The organism is Streptomyces sp. NPDC046821, assembly GCF_040645335.1.
Classification (GTDB): domain Bacteria; phylum Actinomycetota; class Actinomycetes; order Streptomycetales; family Streptomycetaceae; genus Streptomyces.
This window is the reverse complement of sequence record NZ_JBEYYB010000006.1, coordinates 133,709-158,694: the sequence shown is the minus strand read 5'-3', so window position 1 is coordinate 158,694 and position 24,986 is coordinate 133,709. Positions and strand designations below refer to the sequence as shown.

Annotated in this window: 23 protein-coding genes and 1 pseudogene; 12 read left to right on the top strand and 12 right to left on the bottom strand. The window is 70.5% G+C overall.

Translation table 11 applies throughout. The features are described 5' to 3' along the window. The first annotated feature begins 36 nt into the window (after positions 1 to 36). The 8 genes from ABZ893_RS13705 to hemC all read left to right on the top strand — a co-directional run bounded on the left by ABZ893_RS13705 (position 37) and on the right by hemC (position 8,409). A complete protein-coding gene (locus tag ABZ893_RS13705; protein ID WP_361401741.1) occupies positions 37 to 1,377 on the top strand; it encodes an MFS transporter in 1,341 nt (446 codons plus the stop codon). Continuing rightward, positions 1,374 to 2,525, top strand: a complete 1,152-nt coding sequence (locus ABZ893_RS13700) for a GAF domain-containing protein (RefSeq protein ID WP_361401738.1) — start codon at positions 1,374 to 1,376, stop codon at positions 2,523 to 2,525. Before ABZ893_RS13705 ends, ABZ893_RS13700 begins: the two co-directional genes overlap by 4 nt. 17 nt (positions 2,526 to 2,542) lie before the next feature. Next, positions 2,543 to 3,445: a polysaccharide deacetylase gene (locus ABZ893_RS13695; RefSeq protein ID WP_361401735.1), complete on the top strand. Its 903-nt coding sequence runs from the start codon at positions 2,543 to 2,545 to the stop codon at positions 3,443 to 3,445. 115 nt (positions 3,446 to 3,560) lie between these two features. Continuing rightward, positions 3,561 to 4,250: an alpha/beta fold hydrolase gene (locus tag ABZ893_RS13690; RefSeq protein ID WP_361401732.1), complete on the top strand. Its 690-nt coding sequence runs from the start codon at positions 3,561 to 3,563 to the stop codon at positions 4,248 to 4,250. A gap of 51 nt (positions 4,251 to 4,301) precedes the next feature. After that, positions 4,302 to 4,949 (top strand): GPP34 family phosphoprotein, encoded by a 648-nt coding sequence (locus ABZ893_RS13685; protein WP_361401731.1) that lies wholly within the window; start codon positions 4,302 to 4,304, stop codon positions 4,947 to 4,949. 262 nt (positions 4,950 to 5,211) lie between these two features. Continuing rightward, positions 5,212 to 6,630, top strand: a complete 1,419-nt coding sequence (locus tag ABZ893_RS13680; RefSeq protein WP_361401728.1) for a M60 family metallopeptidase — start codon at positions 5,212 to 5,214, stop codon at positions 6,628 to 6,630. Between the two features lie 40 nt (positions 6,631 to 6,670). Further along, positions 6,671 to 7,420, top strand: a complete 750-nt coding sequence (locus ABZ893_RS13675; protein WP_361401726.1) for a hypothetical protein — start codon at positions 6,671 to 6,673, stop codon at positions 7,418 to 7,420. Positions 7,421 to 7,473: 53 nt separating this feature from the next. Then, the gene (hemC, locus tag ABZ893_RS13670) at positions 7,474 to 8,409 is read left to right on the top strand and encodes a hydroxymethylbilane synthase (RefSeq protein ID WP_361401723.1); all 936 of its coding nucleotides are present in this window, start codon (positions 7,474 to 7,476) and stop codon (positions 8,407 to 8,409) included. 76 nt (positions 8,410 to 8,485) lie between these two features. On the opposite strand, the gene ABZ893_RS13665 is transcribed toward hemC, so the two are convergent. Next, the gene (locus ABZ893_RS13665; RefSeq protein WP_361401720.1) at positions 8,486 to 9,637 is read right to left on the bottom strand and encodes a serine hydrolase domain-containing protein; all 1,152 of its coding nucleotides are present in this window, start codon (positions 9,635 to 9,637) and stop codon (positions 8,486 to 8,488) included. Between the two features lie 129 nt (positions 9,638 to 9,766). Here ABZ893_RS13665 and ABZ893_RS13660 point away from each other — a divergent pair, with 129 nt between their 5' ends. Beyond that, positions 9,767 to 10,936: an MFS transporter gene (locus ABZ893_RS13660; RefSeq protein WP_361401717.1), complete on the top strand. Its 1,170-nt coding sequence runs from the start codon at positions 9,767 to 9,769 to the stop codon at positions 10,934 to 10,936. A 138-nt stretch (positions 10,937 to 11,074) separates the two neighbouring features. Next, positions 11,075 to 11,869, top strand: coding sequence for a hypothetical protein (locus tag ABZ893_RS13655; RefSeq protein ID WP_361401714.1), 795 nt, complete (start codon positions 11,075 to 11,077; stop codon positions 11,867 to 11,869). Between the two features lie 5 nt (positions 11,870 to 11,874). Here ABZ893_RS13655 and ABZ893_RS13650 read toward each other — a convergent pair whose 3' ends face one another. The 5 genes and pseudogenes from ABZ893_RS13650 to ABZ893_RS13630 all read right to left on the bottom strand — a co-directional run bounded on the left by ABZ893_RS13650 (position 11,875) and on the right by ABZ893_RS13630 (position 16,663). Continuing rightward, positions 11,875 to 12,351: a (2Fe-2S)-binding protein gene (locus ABZ893_RS13650; protein WP_361401711.1), complete on the bottom strand. Its 477-nt coding sequence runs from the start codon at positions 12,349 to 12,351 to the stop codon at positions 11,875 to 11,877. Positions 12,352 to 12,364: 13 nt separating this feature from the next. After that, positions 12,365 to 14,713 carry a molybdopterin cofactor-binding domain-containing protein gene (locus ABZ893_RS13645; RefSeq protein ID WP_361401708.1) on the bottom strand — a complete coding sequence of 783 codons (2,349 nt, stop codon included), beginning with the start codon at positions 14,711 to 14,713 and terminating at the stop codon, positions 12,365 to 12,367. A gap of 76 nt (positions 14,714 to 14,789) precedes the next feature. Then, a pseudogene (locus tag ABZ893_RS13640) lies at positions 14,790 to 15,139 on the bottom strand (aldehyde dehydrogenase family protein); the annotation flags it as partial. A 77-nt stretch (positions 15,140 to 15,216) separates the two neighbouring features. Continuing rightward, entirely contained in the window at positions 15,217 to 15,828 is a 612-nt protein-coding gene (locus ABZ893_RS13635; RefSeq protein ID WP_361401706.1) for a hypothetical protein, read from the bottom strand. Positions 15,829 to 16,012: 184 nt separating this feature from the next. After that, positions 16,013 to 16,663: a hypothetical protein gene (locus tag ABZ893_RS13630; RefSeq protein ID WP_361401703.1), complete on the bottom strand. Its 651-nt coding sequence runs from the start codon at positions 16,661 to 16,663 to the stop codon at positions 16,013 to 16,015. A 315-nt stretch (positions 16,664 to 16,978) separates the two neighbouring features. Here ABZ893_RS13630 and ABZ893_RS13625 point away from each other — a divergent pair, with 315 nt between their 5' ends. Then, positions 16,979 to 18,943 carry a M13-type metalloendopeptidase gene (locus ABZ893_RS13625; protein ID WP_361401700.1) on the top strand — a complete coding sequence of 655 codons (1,965 nt, stop codon included), beginning with the start codon at positions 16,979 to 16,981 and terminating at the stop codon, positions 18,941 to 18,943. A gap of 56 nt (positions 18,944 to 18,999) precedes the next feature. Here the strand turns inward: ABZ893_RS13625 and ABZ893_RS13620 are convergent, their stop codons facing one another. From ABZ893_RS13620 to ABZ893_RS13600, 5 genes are all read right to left on the bottom strand, one after another. Next, a complete protein-coding gene (locus ABZ893_RS13620; RefSeq protein WP_361401697.1) occupies positions 19,000 to 19,806 on the bottom strand; it encodes a hypothetical protein in 807 nt (268 codons plus the stop codon). Positions 19,807 to 19,875: 69 nt separating this feature from the next. Further along, positions 19,876 to 20,646, bottom strand: a complete 771-nt coding sequence (locus ABZ893_RS13615) for an MBL fold metallo-hydrolase (RefSeq protein WP_361401694.1) — start codon at positions 20,644 to 20,646, stop codon at positions 19,876 to 19,878. Positions 20,647 to 20,685: 39 nt separating this feature from the next. Continuing rightward, positions 20,686 to 21,333, bottom strand: coding sequence for a CatB-related O-acetyltransferase (locus ABZ893_RS13610; RefSeq protein WP_361401691.1), 648 nt, complete (start codon positions 21,331 to 21,333; stop codon positions 20,686 to 20,688). 39 nt (positions 21,334 to 21,372) lie between these two features. Next, positions 21,373 to 22,122 (bottom strand): peptidoglycan-binding domain-containing protein, encoded by a 750-nt coding sequence (locus ABZ893_RS13605; protein ID WP_361401688.1) that lies wholly within the window; start codon positions 22,120 to 22,122, stop codon positions 21,373 to 21,375. Between the two features lie 259 nt (positions 22,123 to 22,381). Next, on the bottom strand, positions 22,382 to 22,666 hold the full coding sequence (locus ABZ893_RS13600; protein WP_361401686.1) for a hypothetical protein: 285 nt from the start codon (positions 22,664 to 22,666) through the stop codon (positions 22,382 to 22,384). Positions 22,667 to 22,942: 276 nt separating this feature from the next. Between ABZ893_RS13600 and lpdA the strand changes: the two genes are divergently transcribed. Continuing rightward, positions 22,943 to 24,352 (top strand): dihydrolipoyl dehydrogenase, encoded by a 1,410-nt coding sequence (lpdA, locus tag ABZ893_RS13595; RefSeq protein ID WP_361401683.1) that lies wholly within the window; start codon positions 22,943 to 22,945, stop codon positions 24,350 to 24,352. 63 nt (positions 24,353 to 24,415) lie between these two features. On the opposite strand, the gene ABZ893_RS13590 is transcribed toward lpdA, so the two are convergent. Continuing rightward, positions 24,416 to 24,892, bottom strand: coding sequence for a GNAT family N-acetyltransferase (locus tag ABZ893_RS13590; RefSeq protein ID WP_361401680.1), 477 nt, complete (start codon positions 24,890 to 24,892; stop codon positions 24,416 to 24,418). Positions 24,893 to 24,986 lie beyond the last annotated feature (94 nt).

The window sequence follows — 24,986 nt, the reverse complement described above, 5'->3', positions numbered from 1 at the left end:
GCACGTACCCGATGTCTGCCGAATAGAGGGTCCGCCATGTCGCAGGTCAACCCAAGCTCCACCGCAAGAGAGAGAGCCGAGACCGATGGAGGGTCCGCCCCCTCCGCCGTCCGGCCCTCCCGCACCCGCTGGAAGGTTTTCCTCCTTCTGCTGGGCGTAGTCTCGCTCAACTACATCGACCGCGGTTCAGTCTCCGTGGCATTGCCGCTCATCACCAAGGACCTCCACCTCACGAAGGAGGTCACCGGCTTCGTCCTCAGCGCCTTCTTCTGGACGTACGCCCTGATGCAGATCCCCAGCGGCTGGCTCATCGACCGCTTCGGCCCCCGGTACATGGCCGGCGGCGCCTGCGTCGGCTGGGGCCTCGCGACCGGTCTGACCGGCATGGCCTCCGGCGTCGGTTCCCTCCTCGGGTTCCGCCTGCTCCTGGGCGCCGTCGAGGCCCCGGTCATGCCCGCCGGCGGCAAGCTCAACGCCACCTGGCTGCCCGCCAAGGAGCGCGGCCGCGGCGCCGTGCTGATGGACGGCGGCGCGCCCCTGGGCTCCGCGCTCGGCGGCATCGCGATCTCCGGCCTCATAGCCTGGACCGGCAGCTGGCGCATCAGCTTCGTCATCGCCGGTATTCTCACCGCCGCCATCGGCATCTTCGCCCTCTGGTTCCTGCGCGACACCCCGCGCGCCCACCGCGGTGTCAACCAGGCCGAGGCCGACTTCATCGAGCGCGCCCACGCCTCCGAGGACGCCGAGGTCGGCACCGACAAGCGCAACCCCCTCAGCGCCTACCTCAAGTACCGCTCCTTCTGGGGCATGTGTCTCGGCTGGATGGGCTTCAACGGCGTCTTCTACGGCATCCTCACGTGGGGCCCGCTGTACCTGTCGGAGTCCAAGGGCTTCGACATCAAGACCATCGGCTGGTCGACCCTCGCCATCTTCGGCGCCGGCTTCGTGGGTGAGCTCATCGGCGGCTGGATCTCCGACCGCTGGCAGGCCGCCGGCGCGAGCTGCAACCTTGTGATGCGCACCCTGATGGGAATCGCCGGCGTTGCCGTAGTCGCCGGACTCCTCGGTGTCATCCTCGTCCCGGACGCCATGACCGCCGTCGCGCTGCTCTCCGTCGTCCTGTTCTTCCTGCGCTGGGCCGGCCTCTTCTGGTCCCTCCCGTCGATCCTCGGCGGCCGCGCCAACGCCGGCGTCGTCGGCGCCGCCATGAACCTCTCCGGCAACATCGCCGGAATCGTCACCCCGATCGCCGTCGGCTTCATCGTGGGCGGCACCGGGTCCTACACCTGGGCTCTGATGTACTTCGTCGGCGCAGGTGTCCTGTTCACCCTCTCGTCCCTCGTCATCGACTACTCGAAGAGGCTTGCCACCGGATGACCAACAATCCGCCCCGTCTGGGAATGCTCACCCCGTCGTCCAACACCGCCCTTGAGCCGGAGACCTACAAGCTCCTGCACGGCACGGACGCCGCGACCGCCCACTTCGCCCGCGTCCCGGTCACCCGCATCGCCCTCGACGGCGACAGCGACTCGCAGTTCGACCTGGAGCCGATGCTCGCCGCCGCCCGCCAGCTCGCCGACGCCAAGGTCGACGTGATCGCGTGGAACGGCACCTCGGGCTCGTGGCTCGGCATCGAACGCGACCGCGCGCTCGCCGCCGCGATCACCGCCGAGACCGGCATCCCCGCGACCACCTCCACCCTCGCGCTCCTCGACGCCTGCAAGGCCTACGGCGTCACCCGGCTCGGACTCGCCGCGCCCTACACCCAGGACGTGTGCGACCAGATCGTCGCGACGTACGCCAAGGAAGGCATCGAGCTCTCCCTCGCCGAGCCGTTCGGTGAGGACGACAACGAGGCCTTCGGCCGGATCCCCGCCGCCGACGTCGCCCGCCAGATCGAGCAGGCCGCCGAGGGCGACGTCCACGCCGTCACCGTCCTGTGCACCAACGTGCACGGCGCCGGCGAGGCCGAGCGCCTCGAGAAGACCCTGAACATCCCGGTGTTCGACTCGGTCACCGTCACCCTCTGGAAGGCCCTCGACCTCGCGGGCGCCGCGCCCAAGATCACCGGCCACGGCGACCTGCTGCGCTCGGGCAGCCTGCGGGCCCTGATCCAGGACACCCTCACCGGCCTGCTCGCCGAGACCGGCGCCGACCGCACCACGTTCCGTGTGGACCTGCCGGAGCACGACCTGAACGTCGGCATCACCGCAGGTGAGGCCCTCGGCGAGGGCGTCCGCTCGATCCGCCGCGACTCCTCGCTCGACCAGCGCCGCCTGAACACCGTCGAGTGGCTCGAAGAGCACCGCAAGACGCTGATCCAGCCCCACTTCCGGGACGCCCCGAACCCGCCGCAGGCCCTGATCGACGTTTACGGCGTCAAGGCCCAGACGCTCGCCCCCGTCGAGACCGGCGGCGACATGACCGGCTGGATCTCCGTCCACAGCCTCTCGGAGCGCGAGTGGACCCCGGCCGACCTCGCCGCGGTCGACGCCGCCGTCATCCGTATCCGTTCCGCCCTCTGACCGAAGGAACCGTTCCCATGAAGGACATCAAGATCGCACTCGGCGTCGACGTCGACGCCGTCGCCGGCTGGCTCGGCTCGTACGGCGGCGAGGACTCGCCCAACGACATCCAGCGCGGCGTCTTCGCCGGCGAGGTCGGCACCCCCCGCATGCTCAAGCTGTTCGAGCGCTACGACATCCGCACCTCGTGGTTCATCCCCGGCCACTCGATCGAGACGTTCCCCGAGCAGACGCAGATGGTCGTCGAGGCGGGCCACGAGGTCGGCGCGCACGGCTACTCGCACGAGAACCCCATCGCGATGACGCCGCAGCAGGAGGAGGACGTCCTCGCCAAGTCCGTCGAGCTCATCGAGCAGTTCACGGGCCGCAAGCCCAAGGGCTACGTCGCCCCCTGGTGGGAGATGTCCGAGTCGACCGCCGCCCTGCTCCACAAGTACGGCTTCAGCTACGACCACTCGCAGAACTACCGGGACTTCACCCCGTTCTACGCCCGCGTCGGTGACTCCTGGACGAAGATCGACTACAAGGCCGAGGCCAAGGACTGGATGAAGCCCCTCATCCACGGCCAGGAGGTCGACCTGGTCGAATTCTGCGGTAACTGGTACGTCGACGACCTGCCGCCCATGATGTTCAACAAGCACTCCCACAACAGCCACGGCTACGTGTCCCCGCGTGCCCTGGAGCAGGACTGGAAGGACCAGTTCGACTGGGTTCACCGCGAGCTCGACTACGCGGTCATCCCCGTCACCCTGCACCCGGACGTCTCCGGCCGCCCGCAGGTGCTGCTGATGCTGGAGCGCTTCATCGAGTACGTCCGCGGGCACGAGGGCGTCTCGTTCGTGACCCTTGAGGACGCGGCCGACGACTTCCGCCGCCGCTTCCCCTTCGAGTCCAAGGAGCGCCCCGTCGACATGCGATGACTTCCGCCGGGGCCGAGAGTCACCTAGGGTCTTTCGTTTGGATCACGCCGGGCTCGCGGGGCCTGATCCAAACGAAAGACCCTGGAGGACCGACGGCCCTATCGCGGAGGTACCCATGACCACGTACGTACTGATCCCCGGAGCCGGCGGCTCGGCCTGGTACTGGCATCTCGCCGGTCAGGAACTGAGCCGCCGGGGGCGCGACGTGGTCGCCGTCGACCTCCCCGGCCCCGACACCGGGGCCGGACTCGCGCGGTACGCCGACGTAGTCGCCGACGCGGTCGGTGACCGCACCGATCTGGTGGTCGTGGGGCAGTCCCTCGGCGCGTTCACGGCGCCGCTCGTCTGCGTGCGGCTCCCCGTGTCGCTCCTGGTCCTCGTCAACGGGATGATCCCGAAGCCGGGCGAGACGGCGGGCCAGTGGTGGGAACACACCGGCCATGAGGCGGCCCGCCGCGCGAACGACGTGCGGGAGGGCCGCGACCCCGACGGGGAGTTCGACCCGGTGACGTACTTCCTGCACGACCTGTCACAGGAGCTGATCGACGAGTCGGCCGACCACATGCAGGACGAGTCCGACGCGGCCTTCGCGGAGCCGTTCCCCCTCGACGTGTGGCCGGCGGTGCCTACCCGCGTGATCGCAGCCCGCGACGACCGCCTTTTCCCCGCCGACTTCCAGCGCCGGGTGGCCCAGGACCGGCTCGGCATCACCCCCGACGAAGTCCCGGGCGGACATCTGGCGGCGCTGAGTCACCCGAAAGAACTCGCCGACCTCCTGGAGTCCTACGTCCGCGAGCTCGCCTGACAACTGCCGGCCGGACCACACGCGGGCCACGACCGTCGTAGCGTCGATGTCATGACGCAGCATCTCTACGGCCGGATGTACCTCACCGCCTATGACACCGCCGCGCACGATCTCTACGACCGCACGCGGACCGGCTTCCTGCTCCGCGCCGCGGTCCTGGCCGAACTGGCGATCCGGGGGAACGTCGTCGAATCCGACGGGAACGTGTCGGCGGCCCGGCCGGGCCCGACCGGCGACCCGGTCCTCGATCTGGCCCTCGGCCACATCGCGCAGGACCGGCGCGGCTGGAAGTCCTGGATCAGGCACGACCGCAAGGAGACCCTGCACGCCGTCGAGGACCGGCTCGTCGCCCAAGGGGTGCTGGACGTGGCCGAGCGGACGAAGCCCTTCGGCCGGACCCGGCGCGTGGTCACCGTACGGGACGCGTCCGCCGTCACGTCCCTCCAGGCCACGGCCACCGGATTCCTGCACGGCACCGGACCCGTCGAGCAGATCGACCCCGCCGACGCCGCACTCGTCGCCCTCGCCGCCGCCGGAAGCATCCGCTCCGTCGTCTCCCGCGCCGACGCCCACGCCCGCAAACATCGCATCGAAGAACTGACGGCACGCCTCGACACATTGGCCCCCGGCCTGGGCAAGGCGATCGGCGGCCTCGGCGTGACGATGGTGGCGGCGCAGGGCGGGATGGGCGGAGGGTGACACGGCTGATCCGAGCCGTCGCTCGCACGGGACCATCGCTCGTGCCGCCTGGGAAAGGGCGGGCGCGTGACGGGGGGGGCGGGTGAAGGGGGAGGCACCAAAACCCGTCCGAATGTGAGCGGTTACTACCCGCCGCACCACCGCCGCCATAGTAAAAGACAGTAACTTCACGGGCCCCCTTGCGGGCGGGTAGCAAACGCTTACATGCTGTCGCGCAGCCGGCACGCCCCCCGATGTCCTTTCCTCTCACGGGAGTTCACCGATGCGCCCTGCCCGACGGCCCCTTCTGTCCCCGGCCGCCACCGCACGCCCGTCCGCCCTCCTGGCCCCCGGCCGCCGCGCCGTGCTCGCCGGCCTCGTCGGCGCCGGGGCTGCCGCCTTCCTCGGGACGGGCACCGCCGTAGCCGACGCAGGGGCCCCAGGTCCCGGCGGCGACACCCTCCTGATCAAGGCGTTCGCGGACGCCGAGACGGAACGCAAGCGCCTCGCCCGCTCGCTCCGCGCCAGCGACTTCATTCCCACGGGCCGCTACGCCCGGCCCGGCACCCCCGTCACTGTGACCGTCCGCCCCGCCGGCGACGCCGTACCGACCCTGCACATCGGCACGCACGACGGCTACAACCCCGACACCACCATCCGCAGGCCCCGTCCCTACCCGCTGCGGCCCGGCCGGAACACCGTCACCGACGCCCACGGCGGCCCCGTCTACCTGAGCTTCGCCGGGCACGGGCAGGCCGCCACCGTCACCTTCGGGGCGGACACCGCGCGCATGGCGGCCTTCGAGCTCGGACGCACCGACGAGGCCACGTTCCAGAGGCAGTTGGACGAGATCACCGACGTGCCGTGGGTGGAACTGACCTCCGGTCATGCCATCCTCACGCTGACCCGCGAGGGCGCGCTGCTCTACCGGGGTGAGGACCACACCGCCCTGATGCGGCTCTTCGACACGGTCATCGAGTCCCACGCCCGCATCAGCGGACTCGACGGAAGCGGGCCGCTCGACAAGCCCAAGGCGGGCCGCTACGTCTTCCACGAGGTCAGCGTCGTGCCGAGCGGCGTCGGCGCGTTCGCGTGGCACGGCTACAACGGCTTCCCCCGTGCGTACATGGACCGCCTGTGCACCGTGGACGGGCTCGCCAACCGGGGCTGGGGTCTCTACCACGAGCTCGGCCACCTCCATCAGCAAGGTGCTTACCAGGCCGACCAGTTGACCGAGGTCACCGTCAACATCTACTCCCTGGCCGCGCAGCGCACCCTCGGCCAGCCCACCAACCTCCTCACCGTCGACCCCAAGACCGGCCTGAACTACTACCAGACCGCCCTCGCCAAGCTCGGCACCCCCGGTCTGGCCTACGAGAAGTCCTTCGGTGCGTACGAAAGGCTGGTCCCGCTGCGGCAGTTGGAGCTCGCCTTCGGGGAGGACTTCTGGCCGAAGCTGCACCAGCTCGTGCGCGCCGAGCACCAGGACGACGCACCCGTCGAGGACTACACCAACGACCCCGTCATCAACGGCCGCCAGTACCTCGCCCTGGCCTCCTACGCGAGCCGCGTCGCCGGCCACGACCTGACCGACTTCTTCGTCCACAAGTGGGCCCTCCCCATCGACGCCGCGGGCGTCGACGCCCTGGCCGCGCTGAAGCTGCCGCAGCCGCCCGTGGACCCCAGCACGCTCACCGACTGACCCGGAAGCCGTACCCCACAACGAGATCCGAGGAGAGACGATGAAGCTGTCACGTCTGGCCACCGCCGCCGGAGCCGCCGCGCTGCTCACCCTGGGCGCCGCGGGACAGTCCTGGGCCTCCACGCCCACCGTCCGCTGGTCGACGGGCGCCCCCACCCCCGTCACGAAGCTGACCCTGCCGATGTCGTTCGAGTCGGCCCCCGACGCGTCCGGCATGTACTTCGCGTACCTCCTCACCATGGAGAGCGGGACCCGGCCGTACGCGGGCTTCCAGCCCAAGCCGGCCGTCAACGGCAAGCCCACCCTCCAGGCGATCTTCAGCTCCTTCAACGCCAACGCCACGACCACCGACAGCCACTGCAAGTACGGCGCCGACGGCGGCGCGGGCGTCAGCTGCGCCGTCCAGTTCCCGTACACCAAGGGCACGATGTACGCCGTCGAGCTGGAGCGAGTCAGCGACGACGGGACGACGCAGCTCATGAACGGTGAGGTCGTCAACACCGCGACGGGCGCGAACGTCGCGCACATCGGCAGTTTCCGCCTGCCGATCGCCTCGGGCCGGTTCAAGGCCTCCGACCAAGGATTCATCGAGCCCTATCTGACGGCGGGCTGCTCACAGCAGGTCAAGGTCACCTATGGCAAGCCCGTCGGGACCGAGGCCGGCACCAAGTACACCGGCAGCCTCCCCACCGTCACCGACCCCGCGTCGGGCAGCTGCCTCAGCAGTACGTCCACCGACACCTCGGCCGGACGCCAGGTCACGGTGACGGGTGACAAGTTCACGCCCTGAAGCTGACCCCGTCACGTGAAGAGGGGCGGGCGTGACCCCCTATCGTGGGGGGCATGTCCGCCCCTGAACTGATCCGTATCGTGTCCCGCGACTCGCCCATGGCGCTGGCCCAGGTGGAACGCGTACGCACCGAACTCGCCGCCCTCCACCCGGAGATCCGCACCACGGTCGTCCCCGTCAAGACGACCGGCGACAAGTGGATGGGCGATCTGTCCCTGGTCGAGGGGAAGGGGGCGTTCACCAAGGAGGTGGACGCCGCCCTGCTCGCCGGTGAGGCAGACCTCGCGGTGCACTGCGTCAAGGACGTCCCCGCCGACCGGCCGCTGCCCGCCGGCACGGTGTTCGCCGCGTTCCTCAAGCGGGACGACATCCGGGACGCCCTCATCCACCCCGGCGGCCTGACGCTCGCCGAGCTCCCGCCCGGCACGCGCATCGGCACCTCGTCCGTGCGGCGCATCGCCCAGCTCGCCGCCGCGTACCCGCACCTCGAATGCGTGCCGATGCGGGGCAACGCGAACCGGCGTCTGGAGAAGCTCGCGGCGGGCGAAGCCGACGCGCTCCTGCTGGCCGCCGCGGGCCTCGAACGCATCGGGCGGACCGACGTGATCACCGAGATCCTGTCGACGGAGGTCATGTGCCCGCCGATCGGCGCGGGGATCCTGGCGCTCCAGTGCCGTGAGGGCGACACCGAGCTGATCGACACGATCTCCGGGCTCGGCGACCCCGACGCCTACCGCGAGGCGAACGCGGAGCGCATGTTCCTGCACGTGCTCCAGGGCCACTGCAACAGCCCGATCGCCGGATTCGCCAGGGCGGAGCGCGGCGGCGGCCTGTCGCTGCGGGCCTGCGTGTTCACGCCCGACGGGAAGACCGTGATCAACGCGCACGAGTGGGCGGGTCCGCTCGACCCGGCGACGCTCGGCACGTCCGTCGCGGTGGCGCTGCTGCGGCAGGGGGCGCGTGAGCTGATCGACTCGATCGCGCACTGACAGATCGAGTTCCTGAGTCATTGGGCCCCCGGCGCCGATCTCGCGCCGGGGGCCTTGTGCTGCCGGGGGGGACCCGTTATCCGGCAAAGCCCGCCGCGTACCCCCAGAACTCCCGCATCAGCGGCGGCGGGACGGGCCCGGTCATCTCCACCTGCGTGAGCAGGACGCTGACCGTGCCCGTCGACGGGACGAGGTGCGCCGACGTGCCCGTGCCGCCGACCCAGCCGTAGCGGCCCGGCACGTTCCACGGGTCGACGGGTGCGATGTCGACCGAGCCGCCGTAGCCCCAGCCCTGCCCTTCCAGGAACAGACTCGCGGCCTCGCGCTGCGCGGGCGTCAGCTGGTCCGTCGTCATCTGCCGCACGGCGTCGGCCGACAGCAGACGCCTGCCGCCGACGGTCCCTTCCGCGAGCAGCATCCTGGCGAAGGCGTGCCAGTCGTCGACCGTCGAGACGAGACCACCCCCACCGGACGCGAACTTCGGCAGGCTGCTCCACTGCCCGTCGCGGGTGTCCGCCACTTCGAGCCCGCCCTCAGGACGCGGACGGTACGACGTGGTGAACCGGTCGAGCTTGCCCGCCGGCACCTCGAACCCGGTGTCGGCCATCCCCAGCGGCTCGAAGACACGCTCGGCCAGGAAGTCCGGCAGCGTACTCCCCGACACCCGGGCGATCAGCACACCCTGGATGTCGGAGCATGTGTTGTACAGCCATGCCTCACCGGGCTGCCCGAGCAGAGGGATGTGGGACAGGTCTGCCATCCAGTCGTCCGGCGGCGGTACGAGCAGCGGCCTGAGGGTGTTCTTCTGCAGGGCGAACAGCGGCTGGACCGCAGGCAGCGAGAAGTCGGACGGGAAGCCCCACCCCGCGCGGGACGTCAGCACGTCGGCCACCGTGATCGGGCGGGCCGCGGGGACCACGTCGTCGGCCGGGGCGTCCGGTGCGCGGACCACGACCGGCTCCGCGATCTCGGGCAGCCACCGGCCGACCGGGTCGGCGAGCGCGACGCGTCCTTCGTCGACCAGCATCATCAGCGCCGCGGCCACGACAGGCTTGGTCAGGGAGGCGATCCGGAAGATCGAGTCCCGCGCCATCGGAGCGCCGCCGTCCACATCGGCCGAGCCGACGGACTCCACCCGCACCCGGTCACCCCGGGCCACCAGAGCCACCGCTCCCGGCAACGAGCCGTCACGGACGCGCGGCGCGAGAATGTCCTGCAAGCTGGTCATCGGTCCACCTTCTTCAGTGTGTGGTCGAAGGGAAGACTCCCCGCACGGCGCGGAATCATCGGTCCGGGCGCGCCCGCCACACCCGAAAGACGGCGGGCGGGAAGCCGGATGAGCGAAGAGGCGACAGTCATGAGGCCCTGGCGGTTCGTGATCTGGTTCGGCACGATCAGCCTGCTCGCCGACTGGGTGTACGAGGGCGCCCGCTCGGTGACCGGCCCCCTCCTCGCCTCGCTGGGCGCGTCGGCGGCCCTCATCGGCATCGTGACCGGGGCGGGGGAGGCCGCGGCTCTCGTCCTGCGGCTCGGCTCGGGGCCCATGGCCGACCGCAGCGGCCGGTTCTGGGCCTGGGCCATCAGCGGCTACGCGCTGACCGTCGTCAGTGTCCCCGTGCTCGGTGTGTCCGGGGTGCTGTGGGTGACGTGCGCTCTGGTGATCGCCGAGCGCGTCGGCAAGGCGGTGCGCTCACCCGCCAAGGACACACTCCTGTCCCATGCGACGGCGGCCACCGGGCGTGGCCGGGGCTTCGGCGTGCACGAGGCGATGGACCAGGTGGGAGCGCTGCTCGGCCCGTTGACGGTGGCCGGGATGCTGGCCCTGACGGGCAACGACTACGCGCCCTCGCTCGGGATCCTCGCGCTGCCCGGCATCGCCGTGCTCGCCGTGCTGACGTGGCTGCGCCGGAAGGTCCCCGACCCGGCGGCCTACGAACGCGCCGTGACCCCCGAGGCCGCACCGCAGGAACCCGGCGCCCGCCTGCCCCGCGCCTTCTGGGTGTACGCGAGCTTCACCGCGGCCACCATGACGGGCTTCGCGACGTTCGGCGTGCTCTCCTACCACCTGGTCGCCCGCGGCCTCCTGCCGACGGCGGCCGTCCCCCTGATCTACGCGGCCGCGATGGCCGTCGCCGCGGTCGCGGCCCTCGCCACCGGGTGGATGTACGACCGGGTCGGGCCTCGTGTGCTGATCGTCCTGCCGTTCCTCTCGGCGGCCGTGCCCGCGCTCGCGTTCACCGCGTCCCTCACCCCGGTCGTCCTCGGCTCCCTCGTGTGGGGCGCGGCGACCGGCGTACAGGAGTCCACCCTGCGGGCGACCGTCGCCGACCTCGTGGCGCCCGGCCGCAGGGCCACGGCGTACGGGGTCTTCGCGGCGGTCGTGGGCGCGGCGGCGTTCGCCGGAGGCACGCTGACCGGGGTGCTGTACGACGTGTCGATTCCCCTGCTCATCACCGTCGTCGCCGCGATCCAGGCCGCCGCCGTCGCCCTCCTCGCCCTGAGCGGAGGGATGCTCCGCCACGCGTGAGGGACAAGGCCAACCACTCGGTGGTCTTTCCCAGTTGACGCGGGGGCCGGGTGACCGGCGGATGTTCCGCCACACGCGATGAAAGGATTGCGCCGCACGTCTCGGCGCGGGCGGTGGGTAACGCATAGGCTCTGCGCCATGCTGCACCTCGTCGATGCCCCCTCGGGCCGTCCTGTAGCTCCCGTCATGCATCGGAGCGTGGTGCGCATCGGTGTGCCCGTGCGGCTCCCTGGCGGCGGCGGGACACTCTCCGACGTACGGGCGATGCTGACCGCGGACGTCCTGACGCGCGTCCTCGAACTGGCGGGAACCATCGCGTACACGGGCCTGATCTGCCCCGACGGGTCCGACGAGCGGCGCGAGGCGCTTCAGGCGCGGGCCGCGGAGCTCGGGATGCACCCGGCCGCCGCGCACGGCGACGAGCATGGCACGGCGCAGGAACTCGGCGGCCCGTTCGCCGTCCGGGTCGTCGACACCCACCAAGCGGCGAACGAGACGGACGAGGCGGGGGACGTCATCCGTATCGCTGTCGGCGACACCCACACCGTGGAGCGCGCCACGGAGCGGAGCGACGACCCGCTGTCGCTGCGCCTCGCACTGCTGACCCAGCCGCGTACCGAGCCCTTCCACCTCACGCCGCACGCCGTGTCCGCCGCCCACCACACCCTGCTGCGTTGGCGCCACGCGGTGGCCACCTGGGCGGACAGCCCGTCCCGGCCCATGCCGGGCCCGGCCCGTGACAGCATCCGCGACTGCCTGGAGGACGACCTCGACGTGCCGGGTGTGCTGCGCACCCTGCACCGCCTCGAACACTCCGGCGACGCCCCGGCCGGCGCGCTCTTCGAGACGTTCGCGTACGTGGACCGGGTGCTCGGCCTGGACCTCGTACGCGACGTCGGCCGGGGCCCCGCGCCGCCCCGGCCGCTCACCTGAGACGGTCACATGTTCTTGGCGCCCGCCTTGATCGCCTCGCGGATGCGGGTGTACGTGCCGCAGCGGCAGATGTTGCGGATCTCGTCGAGGTCCGCGTCGGTTATCTCACGGCCGGCCTCGGCCGCCTGACGCACCTTGGCCACCGCGGTCATGATCTGTCCCGGCTGGCAGTACCCGCACTGCGCGACGTCGATGTCGAGCCAGGCCTCCTGCATCGGGTGCAGGTCCTTGCCCACGGTGGCGGGCAGGCCCTCGATCGTGGTGACCTCGTCCTCGGCGCCGATCTTCGACACCGGCACCGAACACGGATTGAACGCCTTGCCGTTGATGTGCGACGTACAGGCCTGGCAGACACCGAGGCCGCAGCCGTACTTGGGTCCCGTGACGCCGAGCAGGTCGCGCAGGACCCACAGGAGCCGTACGTCGTCCTCGGCCTCGACCGTGATCTGCTCGCCGTTGAGCTTGAAGGTGTGACTGGGCATGAAAGGGAACTCCTCAGAAGGCGCGGTCGAGACCGTCGGTGGGGGACTGCGGCGTGGACGGTTCGAGCGGCAGCGGGTCGAAGGAGAGCGTGGCGTGGTTGATCGGGAAGCTGGTCGGCAGCGTGCCCGTGGCGCGCGCGTACGCGCAGGCGATCGCGGCGAACGCGGGCGCGACACCCAGCTCGCCCGCCCCCGAGGGCCTGTCACCGCTGGACGGCATGACGATGACGCGCAGCTCGGGCGGGGTGTTCCACTGCCGCGTGTAGAAGTAGTTGTCCCAGCTGCCTTCGAGCGGGATGCCGTCCTTGAAGTGCAGGCTGGACGTCAGCGCCATCGCCAGCGCGTCGTTCAGGCCGCCCATCATCTGGGCCTCCACACCACGCGGGTTGATGGCGAAACCGGCGTCCACGACCATCAGGGCCCGGGTCACGCGCGGGCCGGTCACACCGTCCCTGACCTTCCGGTTCACCGTCTCGGGCCGGCAGTCGATCTCCACGAGTGTGGCGACCGCGCCCCGGTACTCGGTGTGCAGCGCGATGCCCTGCGCGACACCGGCCGGCAGCTTCCTGCCCCACTCACCGGCCTCGGCCGCCTTGTCGAGGACGGCACGCAGCCGCTCCTCCTTGACGAACTCCCGCCGGAACGCGACAGGGTCCTTGCCCATCTTGTCGGCGAGCTGGTCGACGATCAGCTCCCGCGCACACGCCACGTTGGGCGAGTAGATGTTGCGCATACTGCCGGTGTTGAACTTCAGCGGCACCTCGTTGAGGAGCTGCGTGACGGCACCGAAGTTGTACGGCGTGGACTGCGTCAGCTGGAAGATCGTCTCGGCGAACGTGAGGTTGCCCGCCACCGGAAGCTTCGCCGCCGTCGACGTGATCATCTCGCCGAGCCCGTGCCCGAAGTCGGTCTCGGAGCTGGTGTGGCGGTGCTCGTAGCTGAGGACGTTGCCGAGCGCGTAGGTGGCACGCACCCGTGAGACACACATCGGGTGGGTCCTGCCCTGCCGGAAGTTGTCGGTCCGCGACCACGACAGCTTGACCGGCTTGCCCATCTTCTGCGAGATCTCCGCGGCCTCGGCGGCCACGTCGTGGAAGAGGTGCCGGCCGAACGAGCCGCCGCCCTCCACCACATGCACCTTGACGGCGGTCAGCGGCAGCCCGAGCCGGGCCGCGATGTCGCCCTGCGCCACGATCGGCGACTTGAGACTCGCCCAGATCTCGGCCCGGTCGGACCGCACGTCGGCGATCGCGTTGTCCGGCTCCAGCGGGCTGTTGCTGGCGAACGCGAAGGTGAACTCCGCGTCGATCTTCTTGGTGAGGAGCGGTGGTACGACCATGGGCAGCGTCGCCGCCTTGAGCTTGGCGAGGACGGTGGCGTCCGACTCCTTGTCGACGGTGCCGGGGCCCCACGTCACGTCGAGCGCCCGGAGCGCGTCGATGCACTGGCCGAACGTCTCGCCCCGGACGGCCACGCCGTGCTTGAGCGTGGCGACGTCGGTGATGCCGGGCATGGCCTTGACCGCGGCGGCGTTGGCGACGGACACCACCGTGCCGTTGACCGTGGGCGGCCTGCGCACCATCGTCGGCTTGGCGTCGGGGACCTGGATGTCCATGCCGAACTTCTTGCGTCCGGTCACGATGTCGCGCGCGTCGATGCGGTTGCGCGGGGTGCCGAGCACCTTGAACTCGGACCGGGCCTTGAGGTGGGCGCCGACGGTGACGGTGACCGTGCTCGCGGCGGCCTCGGCCAGCGACCCGTACGTCGCGCTCCGGCCCGAGCTGTGCTTGATCACGCCGTCCGCGGTGGTGAGTTCGGACTCCGGCACGCCCCAGCGCAGCGCGGCCGTGGCGACGAGGCGCTGCCGGGCGACGGCCGCCGCCGACCGCACCGGGAGGTACATGCTGCGCATCGAGTTGGAGCCGCCGGTCATCTGGTTCATCAGGAGTTCCGGGCGGGCGTCGGCCAGCGACACCCGCACCTTCTCCAGCGGGAGGTCCATCTCCTCGGCGATCATCATGGCGACCGCGGTCGTCATGCCCTGGCCGACCTCGGCGCGCGGCACCGCGAACGAGGCCGTGCCGTCCGCGTGCACCTGGACCGAGATGAGACCGGACGTGGGCGCCGCCGCCAGGTTCTGCATGTCACCGAGGTCGAACAGCTCCTCGGGCTGCGGCAGCGACGGCACCGCCGCCTCGGCGGACTCACCGCCGGCCGCGTCCAGACCGATGCGTGCCGCGACCGCGAGCGTCGGCGCGGCGAGCAGATACGCCAGCACCCTGCGCCGTCCGGGACCGCCGGGGCGGTCGGGTTCCGCGTGGTCTCCCACGGGTTCGCGTGGCGAACGGCTCGGTTCTGCCATGAGGTTGCCTCCCGGCGCACTGATTGAGTTGATCAACCGGGCAGCTTACGGCAACTGGGGGTAACCCCATACCGGTTCAGCGCAGCGGCACGTCGAGCCGAGCCTTGCGATGGCTGAACGTGACGAGCGAGCGCGGCCCATGGCAGCTGCCGAACCCGCTCGCACCGACCCCGCCGAACGGCAGCTCAGGGACGCGGAGTTGGGCGTCGGCAGCCCGAACCCGAGACCGCCCGAGGACGTCTCCTCGGCGAGACGGCGCCGGGTGGTCTCGCTCTCGGTGAAGGCGTAGAGGGCGAGCGGCTTGTCGCGGTCGTTGATGAAGGCGATGGCCTCGTCCAGGTCAGCCAATTCGACGATGGGCAGGACTGGGCCGAAGATTTCTTCCCGCATGACCGGCTCGTCGGGCTTCACGCCGGTGAGGACGGTGCGTGGGGTGAGCCGACTCTGGAGGTCCCGCAGAGCCGGGTGGCCCGTGCCTGAACTGGGGTGCAGGGCGCCACGTGTCACCGCTCCGTGAGCGGTAGCCGCATGTACGTGTGTGCCGGGTCGGTGGGGGCGTCGTGCGGGGCGCCGTCGACCATGACGTCGGCCCTGTCCCGGGTGCGGTCCTCGGCGAAGTGGCGGTCCTCCTCGGCCATCCATACATGCCACTGCGGCAGCGCGTCCTCGCCGTCGCGGACGAGTCCTCTGCGCAGGCGTTCCGTCTCGCCGGTCTCGATCCACACGGCACACGTGAGCCGCCCGGCGACGGCGCGGCGAGCCGACGACACACCTTCGATGACGAGTGCCGGGGCGAGGGGCACGTCGTGCCACTCGGCGAGTTCACGCCGGACCCAGTCGTACCGCTGATACCGGCCCGCCGAGCCACGCTCGAGGGGTCCGAGCACCTGTTCCTCGAGGCGGGGCCACCAGCCCACCTGGTTGTCCCACGAGGCGAAGTCGTCGGTGTGCACGATCTGGGCGGAGCCGAGGGCGCGGGCCAGGTGCTCGGCGAACGTGCTCTTGCCCGCGCCGCCCGGCCCGTCCACTGCGACGAGCCGGACCGGGCCGCAACGTGGTGGCTCCGCCAGAATGCGGGCCGCCAGTGCCAGGTAGGTCTCGGGTCTGGGTTCCATGGCTGTGCACGGTAGCGGCGGACCCACCGGCCCGGCCGGGCATTTTTGTCCGCCCGCGCCTCCTCGCACCCCGCTGCCTCCGCGCCGCCGCCCGCTGCTCCTGGCAGCCCCGTTGCCCCTCACCGCTCATGGCTCCGGAGAGGGGCAGACGGCCGCTTCGTCGTGCCGGCGGGTACCCCATGTGTCACGCGCCGGCCGGGGCGGTCTCCTTGGCGGGGTCGGTGCCGGAGTCCTTGGTGGTGTTCTCGGCGGGGACGGCCGGCGGAAGCGAGGTGTAGAACACCGACTTGTTCTGCTTGGTGCGCTCGGCCTGGCCGCGGGCGACGAGCGACTCAAGGGTGTTGCGCACGACGGTGCCGCCCGCCTTGCGGTCCGGGTGGGTCTCACCGAGCGCCGCGGTGACCTCGGCGGCCGAACGCGGCTCCGTGCTCGACGTCAGGAGGGCCAGGACCAGCTCCCGCAGGGTGGGCGCGCCCGGCGTCCGGGTCTTCGCCGCGGCAGGTGCATTCTTCGCTGCGGCGGCCTGCTTGCCCGTCGCCTTCTTCGCGCGCTGCTTGGGCGCCGCGCTCTCGCCCTTCGGCTTACGTGCCTTGGGGAGCCCGACGGATCGTGCGGCCTTCGGCGCGACGGGTGTCACCCCGGCCGGGACGTCCCCCGGCACCGCGAGCGCCTCACGCATCCCCACCAGCAGCGTGCGGTCGTGGTCGAGGGTCTTGAGCTGCTCCTGGAGGGCGGTCAGTTCGGCGTTGATACGTTCCTGTTCCTTGGCGTTGCGCTCCAGGTCGGCCTCTACCTGTGCGGAGTACTGGGACTTGAGCGTGTTCCTGTCCGTCATGACTGCCCGCTTCCTGTGGTCGTGGGGCTGTGTTGGTGCCGAAGGTTACTCACACCACATACCCCTGTGCATCGTGCTTCGACGCATTGCCGCTGGACATCGCAGGTGGGTTGCACCATGAACGGCCCGGTCGGCACCTCAGGTGTCATCCGTACGACGTGATTAACACCCGTACGTGGAAAGCAGGTTGGGCCACACATGGCCGGCGTGGCATCCGGTGCCGTACACCACGTACGAGATCGGTCCGGCGGGCCCGGGACGGCGGGGCCGGGAGAATTCGGAACGTCCCGGCCCCACCTCGCATAAGCTGCATCGATGAGCATTCTTGATGACGCCCGCCCGGGAATGAACCCTGAGATCCGGCCGCAGGACGACCTGTTCGGCCATGTCAACGGTCACTGGCTGGACACCGAGCCGATCCCCGAGGACCGCTCGAGCTGGGGCCCCTTCGTGCAGCTCGCCGACACCGCCGAGGAGCAGGTCAAGGCGATCATCGAGGAACTCGCCGCGGGAGCCGAGGCGACCTCGGCCGACGCCGGCGAGGCACGGAAGATCGCCGCCCTCTACGCCTCCTTCATGGACGAGCAGGCCATCGCGGCCCTCGGCCTCGCGCCGGTGCGCCCGCTGATCGACGAGATCGCGAGCATTTCCGACCTGCGCGCGCTCGCCGCGTTCCTCGGCCGCCTGGAGCGGGTCGGCGGCTCGGGCCTCTTCGGCTCGTACGTCGACACCGACGACCGCAACTCCGACCGCTACCTCGTGAACATCGTGCAGGGCGGCCTCGGCCTGCCCGACGAGTCGTACTACCGCGAGGACAAGTTCGCCGAGGTCCGCGACAAGTACCTCACCTACCTCACCGACCTCCTGACCCTCGCCGAGCACGCCGACCCGGCCGGCGCCGCCCGCAACGTCCTCGCCATCGAGACCAGGCTGGCCGCGGGCCACTGGGAGCGCGCCGAGACCCGCGACGTCCAGAAGACGTACAACCTCACCGCCCTGGACGACCTGAAGACGCTGGCCCCCGAGTTCGACTGGCACGGCTACGCCGCCGGGTTCGGCGGCAGCGACGCGACCATCGCCGAGACCTGCGTCCGGCAGCCGTCGTACCTCTCGCACCTCTCCCAGGTCCTGACCGAGTTCCCCGTCGAGCAGTGGCGCGACTGGACGCTGGTCCGCCTGCTGCGCTCCTCCGCGCCGTACCTCTCCGACGACTTCGTCCAGAACAACTTCGACTTCTACGGCCGTACGCTCAACGGCACCCCGGAGCTGCGCGCCCGCTGGAAGCGGGCCGTCGCGTTCGTCGAGGGCGCGATGGGCGAGGCCGTCGGCAAGGAGTACGTGGCCCGGCACTTCCCGCCGGCGTCCAAGGCGATGATGGACGAGCTCGTCGCCAACCTCCTCGAGGCCTACCGCCAGTCGATCGCCCAGCTCGACTGGATGACCGACGAGACGAAGGAGCGGGCGTACGAGAAGCTCGCCACCTTCCGGCCCAAGATCGGCTACCCCGACAAGTTCCGCGACTACTCCACGCTCCAGGTCACGGCCGACGACCTGCTCGCCAACGTGCACGCGGCGACCGCGTTCGAGACGGACCGAGAGCTCGCCAAGATCGGTTCGCCGGTCGACCGCGACGAGTGGTTCATGCTGCCGCAGACGGTGAACGCGTACTACAACCCGGGCACGAACGAGATCTGCTTCCCCGCGGGCATCCTGCAGAAGCCGTTCTTCTCGCCCGACGCCGACGCGGCCGAGAACTACGGCGGCATCGGCTCCGTGATCGGGCACGAGATCGGCCACGGCTTCGACGACCAGGGCGCACAGTACGACGGCGCGGGCAACCTGAACGACTGGTGGACCGCCGCCGACAAGACCGCGTTCGAGGCCAAGTCGAAGGCCCTCGTCGAGCAGTACGACGGCTTCTCCCCGCGCAACCTGCCCGGCGAGAACGTCAACGGCGCGCTCACCGTCGGCGAGAACATCGGCGACCTCGGCGGCCTCACCATCGGCCACAAGGCGTACGTCATCTCCCGCGGCGACACCCCGACGCCGGAGCACGAGGCCACCGACGGTTCCCAGCGGCTGTTCCTGAACTGGGCGTACTGCTGGCGCACCAAGCGGCGCAAGGAGCAGGAGCAGCAGTACCTGACCATCGACCCGCACTCGCCGCCGGAGTTCCGCGCGAACATCGTGCGCAACCTGGACGAGTTCCACGACGCGTTCGGCACGGCGGCGGGCGACGGGCTGTGGCTGGACCCGACGGACCGCGTGCGCATCTGGTAGCGCCTGACGCGTGCCCGTGGCCCGTTCCCTCTTGGAGGGGACGGGCCACATGCGGTTCATGTGCGTTCGGCGGTACTCCGGTCGCTGCGGTCCGGCGCCGAACCTAGCGTTCCCAGCGGCAAGGGGCATTTCTGTCGATCACGGATATCACGGACACGTTTCGTGAGTGCCTCTTGCGGATCTGGAGGATTCACGTGCGTTCCATATATGCCAGGCATTCCAAGCAATCGATACGTGCGGCTTCGGCGGCGCTGCTCGCCGCCGCCGTGCTGTCCGTGGCCGCACCGGCTGCCGGGGCGGCCGACGGCGCTCCCGGCGACATCGGTCTCAGGGGCAGTGCGCAGGGCGACGTCGGCCGAAGTGACGTCGGTCTGAGCGACGTCGGTCAGGTCGACAACCGTCCGGCCGCCAGTGGCCGTGATGACAGTGGTCGGAGCGACGGAGACGGTGGCCGCGGTGACGCCGGTCGCAATGACGGCGGTGGCAACGGCCGAGGTCGCGATGACTCCGGCCGTGGCGACCAGGGCCGCGGTGACCAGGGCCGCGGTGACCAGGGCCGCGGTGACCAGGGCCGCGGTGACCAGGGCCGCGGTGACCAAGGCCGCGGTGACCAAGGCCGGAACGAGCAGGGTCGCAATGACCAGGGCCGCGGCAACCGGGATCGTGACGACCAGGGCCGCGACGACCAGGGCCGCAACGACAACCGCACCTCCGAGGGCGTGCCGCGGGGTGTGCGGGGCGGTGTCGGCGGCAGTATCGCCCAGGCCGACCCCAAGCAACTGGCCGCGGGCAGCGCCCTCGTGGCCGGTGCGCTCGGCGCCGGTGTGTACACCCTGCGCAAGCGGCGTTCCGGCATGCGGCATTGAGTCCAGGCTCGTTCACGGGTGTGCCGGGACCGCCACGGCGTGGTCCCGGCACACCCTTCGCCGAGCTTACGGAGCCTGCCGGCCCCCCGGAGTCGCCCGTACGCGTGCCGTGCGGGCGGCCTCGCCGACGTCGCCTCGGTGCAGCGGGCCGTGTCCCGGGAGCAGGGTGTCGGCCGCGAGTCGCTCGATGACGTGCAGGGAGTCGCGAGTGCGGGCGCGGTGCGTGTCGAACATGGTGGGGAGCAACTGCGGCCCGCGCGTACGGGAGATGGGATGCCCGGTGACCAGGCCGTCGCCGGAGATGACGATGCCCGCGTCGGGCAGGTGGTAGGCACAGTGACCCGCGGTGTGTCCGGGCGTGTGGACCGGGACGGGGCGGCCCGGCAGGTCGAGGGCACCCTCGTTCGGGAACGGCTCGGGACGGCTGACGCGGACGTCGGCCGTGCCTCCGGAGCGCACGGCGTGGACGGCCCACGGGATGACACCCGGGCGCCAGCTGTTGCGCAGGACCCGGCCGATCGAGACCTGGTGCAGGAACTCGCGCCGGGCGTGCGGTACTTCGGCGGGGTGCGCGTACACGGGGGCGCCGAAGGTGTGGCTGAGGTACTCGGCGTTCCCGAGGTGGTCGGCGTGCGCATGGGTGAGCAGGACGGCCGTCACGGCCTCGGGGGAGTGGCCCGCCGCGGCCAGTGAGTCGAGGACCTGTCGGCGGTCGCCCGGGTAGCCGGAGTCGATGAGCGTGACGGCGTCGCCTTCGCTCAGGATGACCCAGTTGGTGTTGCTGCCGTGGACCAGGTGAACGCCGGTGGCGGCGTGGACGAGGGTGTCTTCGCGCATGACGGACAGCATCTCGCGGGACGCGGCGTCGGACGCGAACTACTGCGGTTTCGGTGCCGCCGCCTCCAGCGCGTCGACGCTGCCCGACATGACGGTGCGGATGTGTTCCGTGAGGTGGTCGGTGGGCCAGTCCCACCACGCGAGCGCGAGAAGGCGCTCGACGTCGGCGTCCGAGTAGCGGCGGCGGATGAGTTTCGCCGGGTTTCCGCCGACGATGCCGTAGTCGGGCACGTCGTCGACGACCACGGACCCCGAGGCGATGACCGCTCCGTGCCCGATGCGTACGCCGGGCATGACCATGGTGCCGTAGCCGAACCACACGTCGTTGCCGACCACCGTGTCACCCCGGCCGGGCAGCCCGCTGATCAGGTCGAAGTGGTCCGCCCACGAACCGCCCATGATGGGGAAGGGGAACGTCGACGGGCCGTCCATCCGGTGGTTGGCGCCGTTCATGATGAACCGCACACCCTCGCCCAGCGCGCAGAACTTGCCGATGACCAGCTTCTCCGGCCCGTAGTGGTACAGCACGTTCCGCGTCTCGAACGCGGTCGGGTCGTCCGGGTCGTCGTAGTACGAGAACTCGCCGACCTCGATCAGCGGCGAGGTGACCAGCGGCTTGAGCAGGACGACACGCGGCTGTTCCGGCATGGGGTGCAGCACGGTCGGGTCGGCGGGAACGAAGGCCATACGGGATCGGATTCCTCACGTAGCAGGGGCTGTGCTCGGTCAGTCGGTCTCCGACTCCAGGGCGGCGCGCGTCGCCGGGCCGTACACCCCGGGTTCGTCCCCGTTGATCCCGCGCGCGAGCTGGTAGCGCTTCACGGAGTCCGCGACCTCGGTCGTGTAGTTGCCGTCGCGCGGGCCGGTGTAGAGGTTCAGCAGGATCAGCCGGCGCTGAAGGTTCTTGACCTGACCGCCGTGGCTGCCGACGGACAGGGAACGGGAGCCGGGCGCCGGAGGGCCGACGGACCGCGATACGGACGGGTGCTGGGACGGTGTGTGTGCCGGGGCCGCGGAGGTGGAGGTGTGCGCCGAACTGTCCGATGACGGGGAGGAGTTGGCGGATGCGGCGGCTTCGGAAGCCGTGGACGACGGGTCCACGGACGGGCCGGCGGCGGCCGTGCCGTCGCTGCTGTTCACGGGGGAGGGGGAGGCGGAAGGGGCCGCCCCGGACCCGGTCGGTACGGGCATCGCTGACCCGTCCGCCGTCGACACGGTCTGACTCGGACCGGCGTCGGAGTCGAACACCCCGCTCGCCACGGTGACGGCGACGGCCGCCCCCACCCCGACCACCGCCGCCCCGACGAACAGCCATGGCTTACGTCGCGCACGTGCCCTTCGCCGACGGCCGCCCCCGCCGACAATGCCTAGGTCGCCGAAGACTTCTCCGTCACCAGCACCCGCCGGGGCCGGCCCCTCGAAGAGCAGCAGATCGTCCTGGGCCACCGCCGCGCCGGACTCACCAGGTGCGGCCACCTGCCCGAAAACCGGCCCGGCCTGGGCCGGGCCTGCCGGGGCCGAGCTCGCCAAGACCGGGTTCGCCGCCTGCGCGCTCGTCGCGCACGAGCACGACGGCTGCCGGCCGTCAATGGACCCGGCCCCGCATATGGGGCATCGCTGCGCACTCACTTCTTGTTCGCCCCTCCTCCGAGCGCGCACAGCATAGGCCGATGATCTGGTGAATTGCCCATTCCGGATCGTCGGACCAGCCGGAGCTACGCTCGTCGCGACGCCGTCATGTGTAAGCCACCACCCTGCCGGCCGTGACCTGGGGAGGGTTGGGGAGCAGTGACGCGAGTTTGTCCCGCACGAAGTCCGCGGCCTTCGAGATCGATTCCTCGGCACCGGCCTGGTTCTGGAAGACGCTGGTCGAGACCATCACTCCGTCCCCCGCGTCGATCCAGTAGTAGGCCACGAAACCGGAGACCTGGCGCATGAGCGGCACGAACTCCTCGTCCACGAGACGTCCGGCCGCGGCCGTATCGGTCACCCCGTCGTACCGTCGGACTGCTGCGTACATGGGCAAGCTCCTCACGGTGTTCTGAGTTCGTCGTCTGCTGACACGTCGTACCCCTGCGACGGCCTGCGGGCTCATGCCGGGTCCGGCAATCACCTGAAGGGTCGCCGTGGGTGATCCCAACGGCGGGGTGCGGGGCGCCGTGGCTGAATACCGGTGCGTTCCCCGCTCGCCGGGCGCCTTCCGGGTGTTACCTGTTCGTGTCGGCCACGGCCGTCGTCGTACCGTCATGATCGTCAGCTCCAGACCCGCTTCTCACCGAAACGGCAGGAACGCACCATGAGTACCACGCACTATGACGTCGTCGTCCTGGGCGCCGGGCCCGGTGGCTACACCGCGGCCGTGCGGGCCACGCAGCTCGGCCTGAGCGCCGCGGTCGTCGAGGAGAAGTACTGGGGCGGCGTCTGCCTGAACGTGGGATGCATCCCGTCCAAGGCGCTGCTGCGCAACGCCGAGCTCGCGCACATCGTCACCCGGCAGGCCGACACGTTCGGCATCCGCGTCGACGGGCAGGTCAGCTTCGACTACGGCGAGGCGTTCCGGCGCAGCCGCAAGGTGGCCGAGGGCCGCGTCGCGGGCGTGCACTACCTGATGAAGAAGAACGGCATCACCGAGTACGACGGCCGGGGCACGTTCGTCGACGCGCACACCCTCCGGGTCGACCTCGCCGCCGGCGGCTCCGAGACCGTCACGTTCGGGAACTGCGTCATCGCGACCGGCGCCACCACCCGGCTCCTCCCGGGCACCGCCCTCAGCGACCGCGTGGTCACCTACGAGGAGCAGATCCTCACCGAGTCGCTCCCCGACTCCATCGTCATCGCGGGCGCCGGAGCGATCGGCGTCGAGTTCGCGTACGTCCTGCACAACTACGGCGTCAAGGTGACCGTCGTCGAGTTCCTCGACCGCATGGTGCCCACCGAGGACGCCGACGTGTCCAAGGAACTCGCCCGCCAGTACCGGAAGTTGGGCATCGAAGTGCTCACCGGGACGCGCGTCGAGTCCATCGACGACAGCGACCCGGCGGCCAAGGTGCGCGTCACCGTGTCCAAGGGCGGAGAGCAGCAGGTCCTGGAGACCGACAAGGTCCTCCAGGCCATCGGCTTCGCACCGCGCACCGCCGGTTACGGCCTGGAGAACACCGGCGTACGCCTCACCGAGCGCGGCGCGATCGACGTGGACGGCCGCGGCCGCACCAACGTCCCCCACCTGTACGCGATCGGCGACGTCACCGCGAAGCTGATGCTCGCGCACGCGGCGGAGGCCATGGCGGTCATCGCGGCCGAGACGATCGCCGGCGCGGAGACCATGGAGGTGGACTTCACCATGATCCCGCGCGCCACCTACTGCCAGCCGCAGGTCGCCAGCTTCGGCTGGACCGAGGCGCAGGCCCGTGAGCAGGGCTTCGACGTGAAGGTCACGAAGTTCCCGTTCACCGCCAACGGCAAGGCCCACGGCCTCGGTGACCCGGTCGGCTTCGTCAAGATCATCAGTGACGACAAGTACGGCGAGCTGCTCGGCGCCCACCTCATCGGACCCGAAGTCACCGAACTCCTCCCGGAGTTGACGCTCGCCCAGCAATGGGACCTCACCGTCCACGAGGTCGGCCGCAACGTGCACGCCCACCCGACGCTCGGCGAGGCCGTGAAGGAAGCCATCCATGGGCTGGCCGGTCACATGATCAATATGTGACCGGACCGGGTCCGCCGGGGTACGGGATTTGACGGTGACTCAGGAGTCTTTCAGGGGACCGTTTCACGAACGCGCCTCCTTGAGTCGCATCGTGAACCACAGCGCGGGATCGTCCGGGAGTGCGTATCGCTCGGTCTCCACGAATCCGTGCTTCTCCGCGAACCGCACCCCGGCCACGTTGGACGCGAGGATGACCGTCTCGACGGCGGCGGCCCCCAGCTCGTACGCCCGCTCCAGGCCCTTTCGGTAGAGCAGTTCGCCGAGGCCCCGGCCGCGATGCTCGGGGAGCACCCGGGCGATCACCGTGGCCGTGGCGGTGTCGTCCGCCGGCGGGCGCACCGTCGAGCACCCCACCAAAGTGTCGCCGGTGTAGGCGACTTGGAGATGATTGCGCCCGACCCGCTCCCGTACGTCGTCCAGGGACAGCGGGTCGGCCGGGATGATCAGGTTGTGGACGTGACGCCAGTCCTCGATCTGAGCGTCGCCTCGTACGTCCTCGATGCGGAGGTCTGTGGGGAGATCGCTGTGGAGATCATTCATCGCAGCAGGAAAGCGTCCGCGTAGTCGCACGTCAACTGCATATGAGGCACGTGCCGCATGTCCTGAAGGGAGTACTCGGAAAACTCGTGTGCGC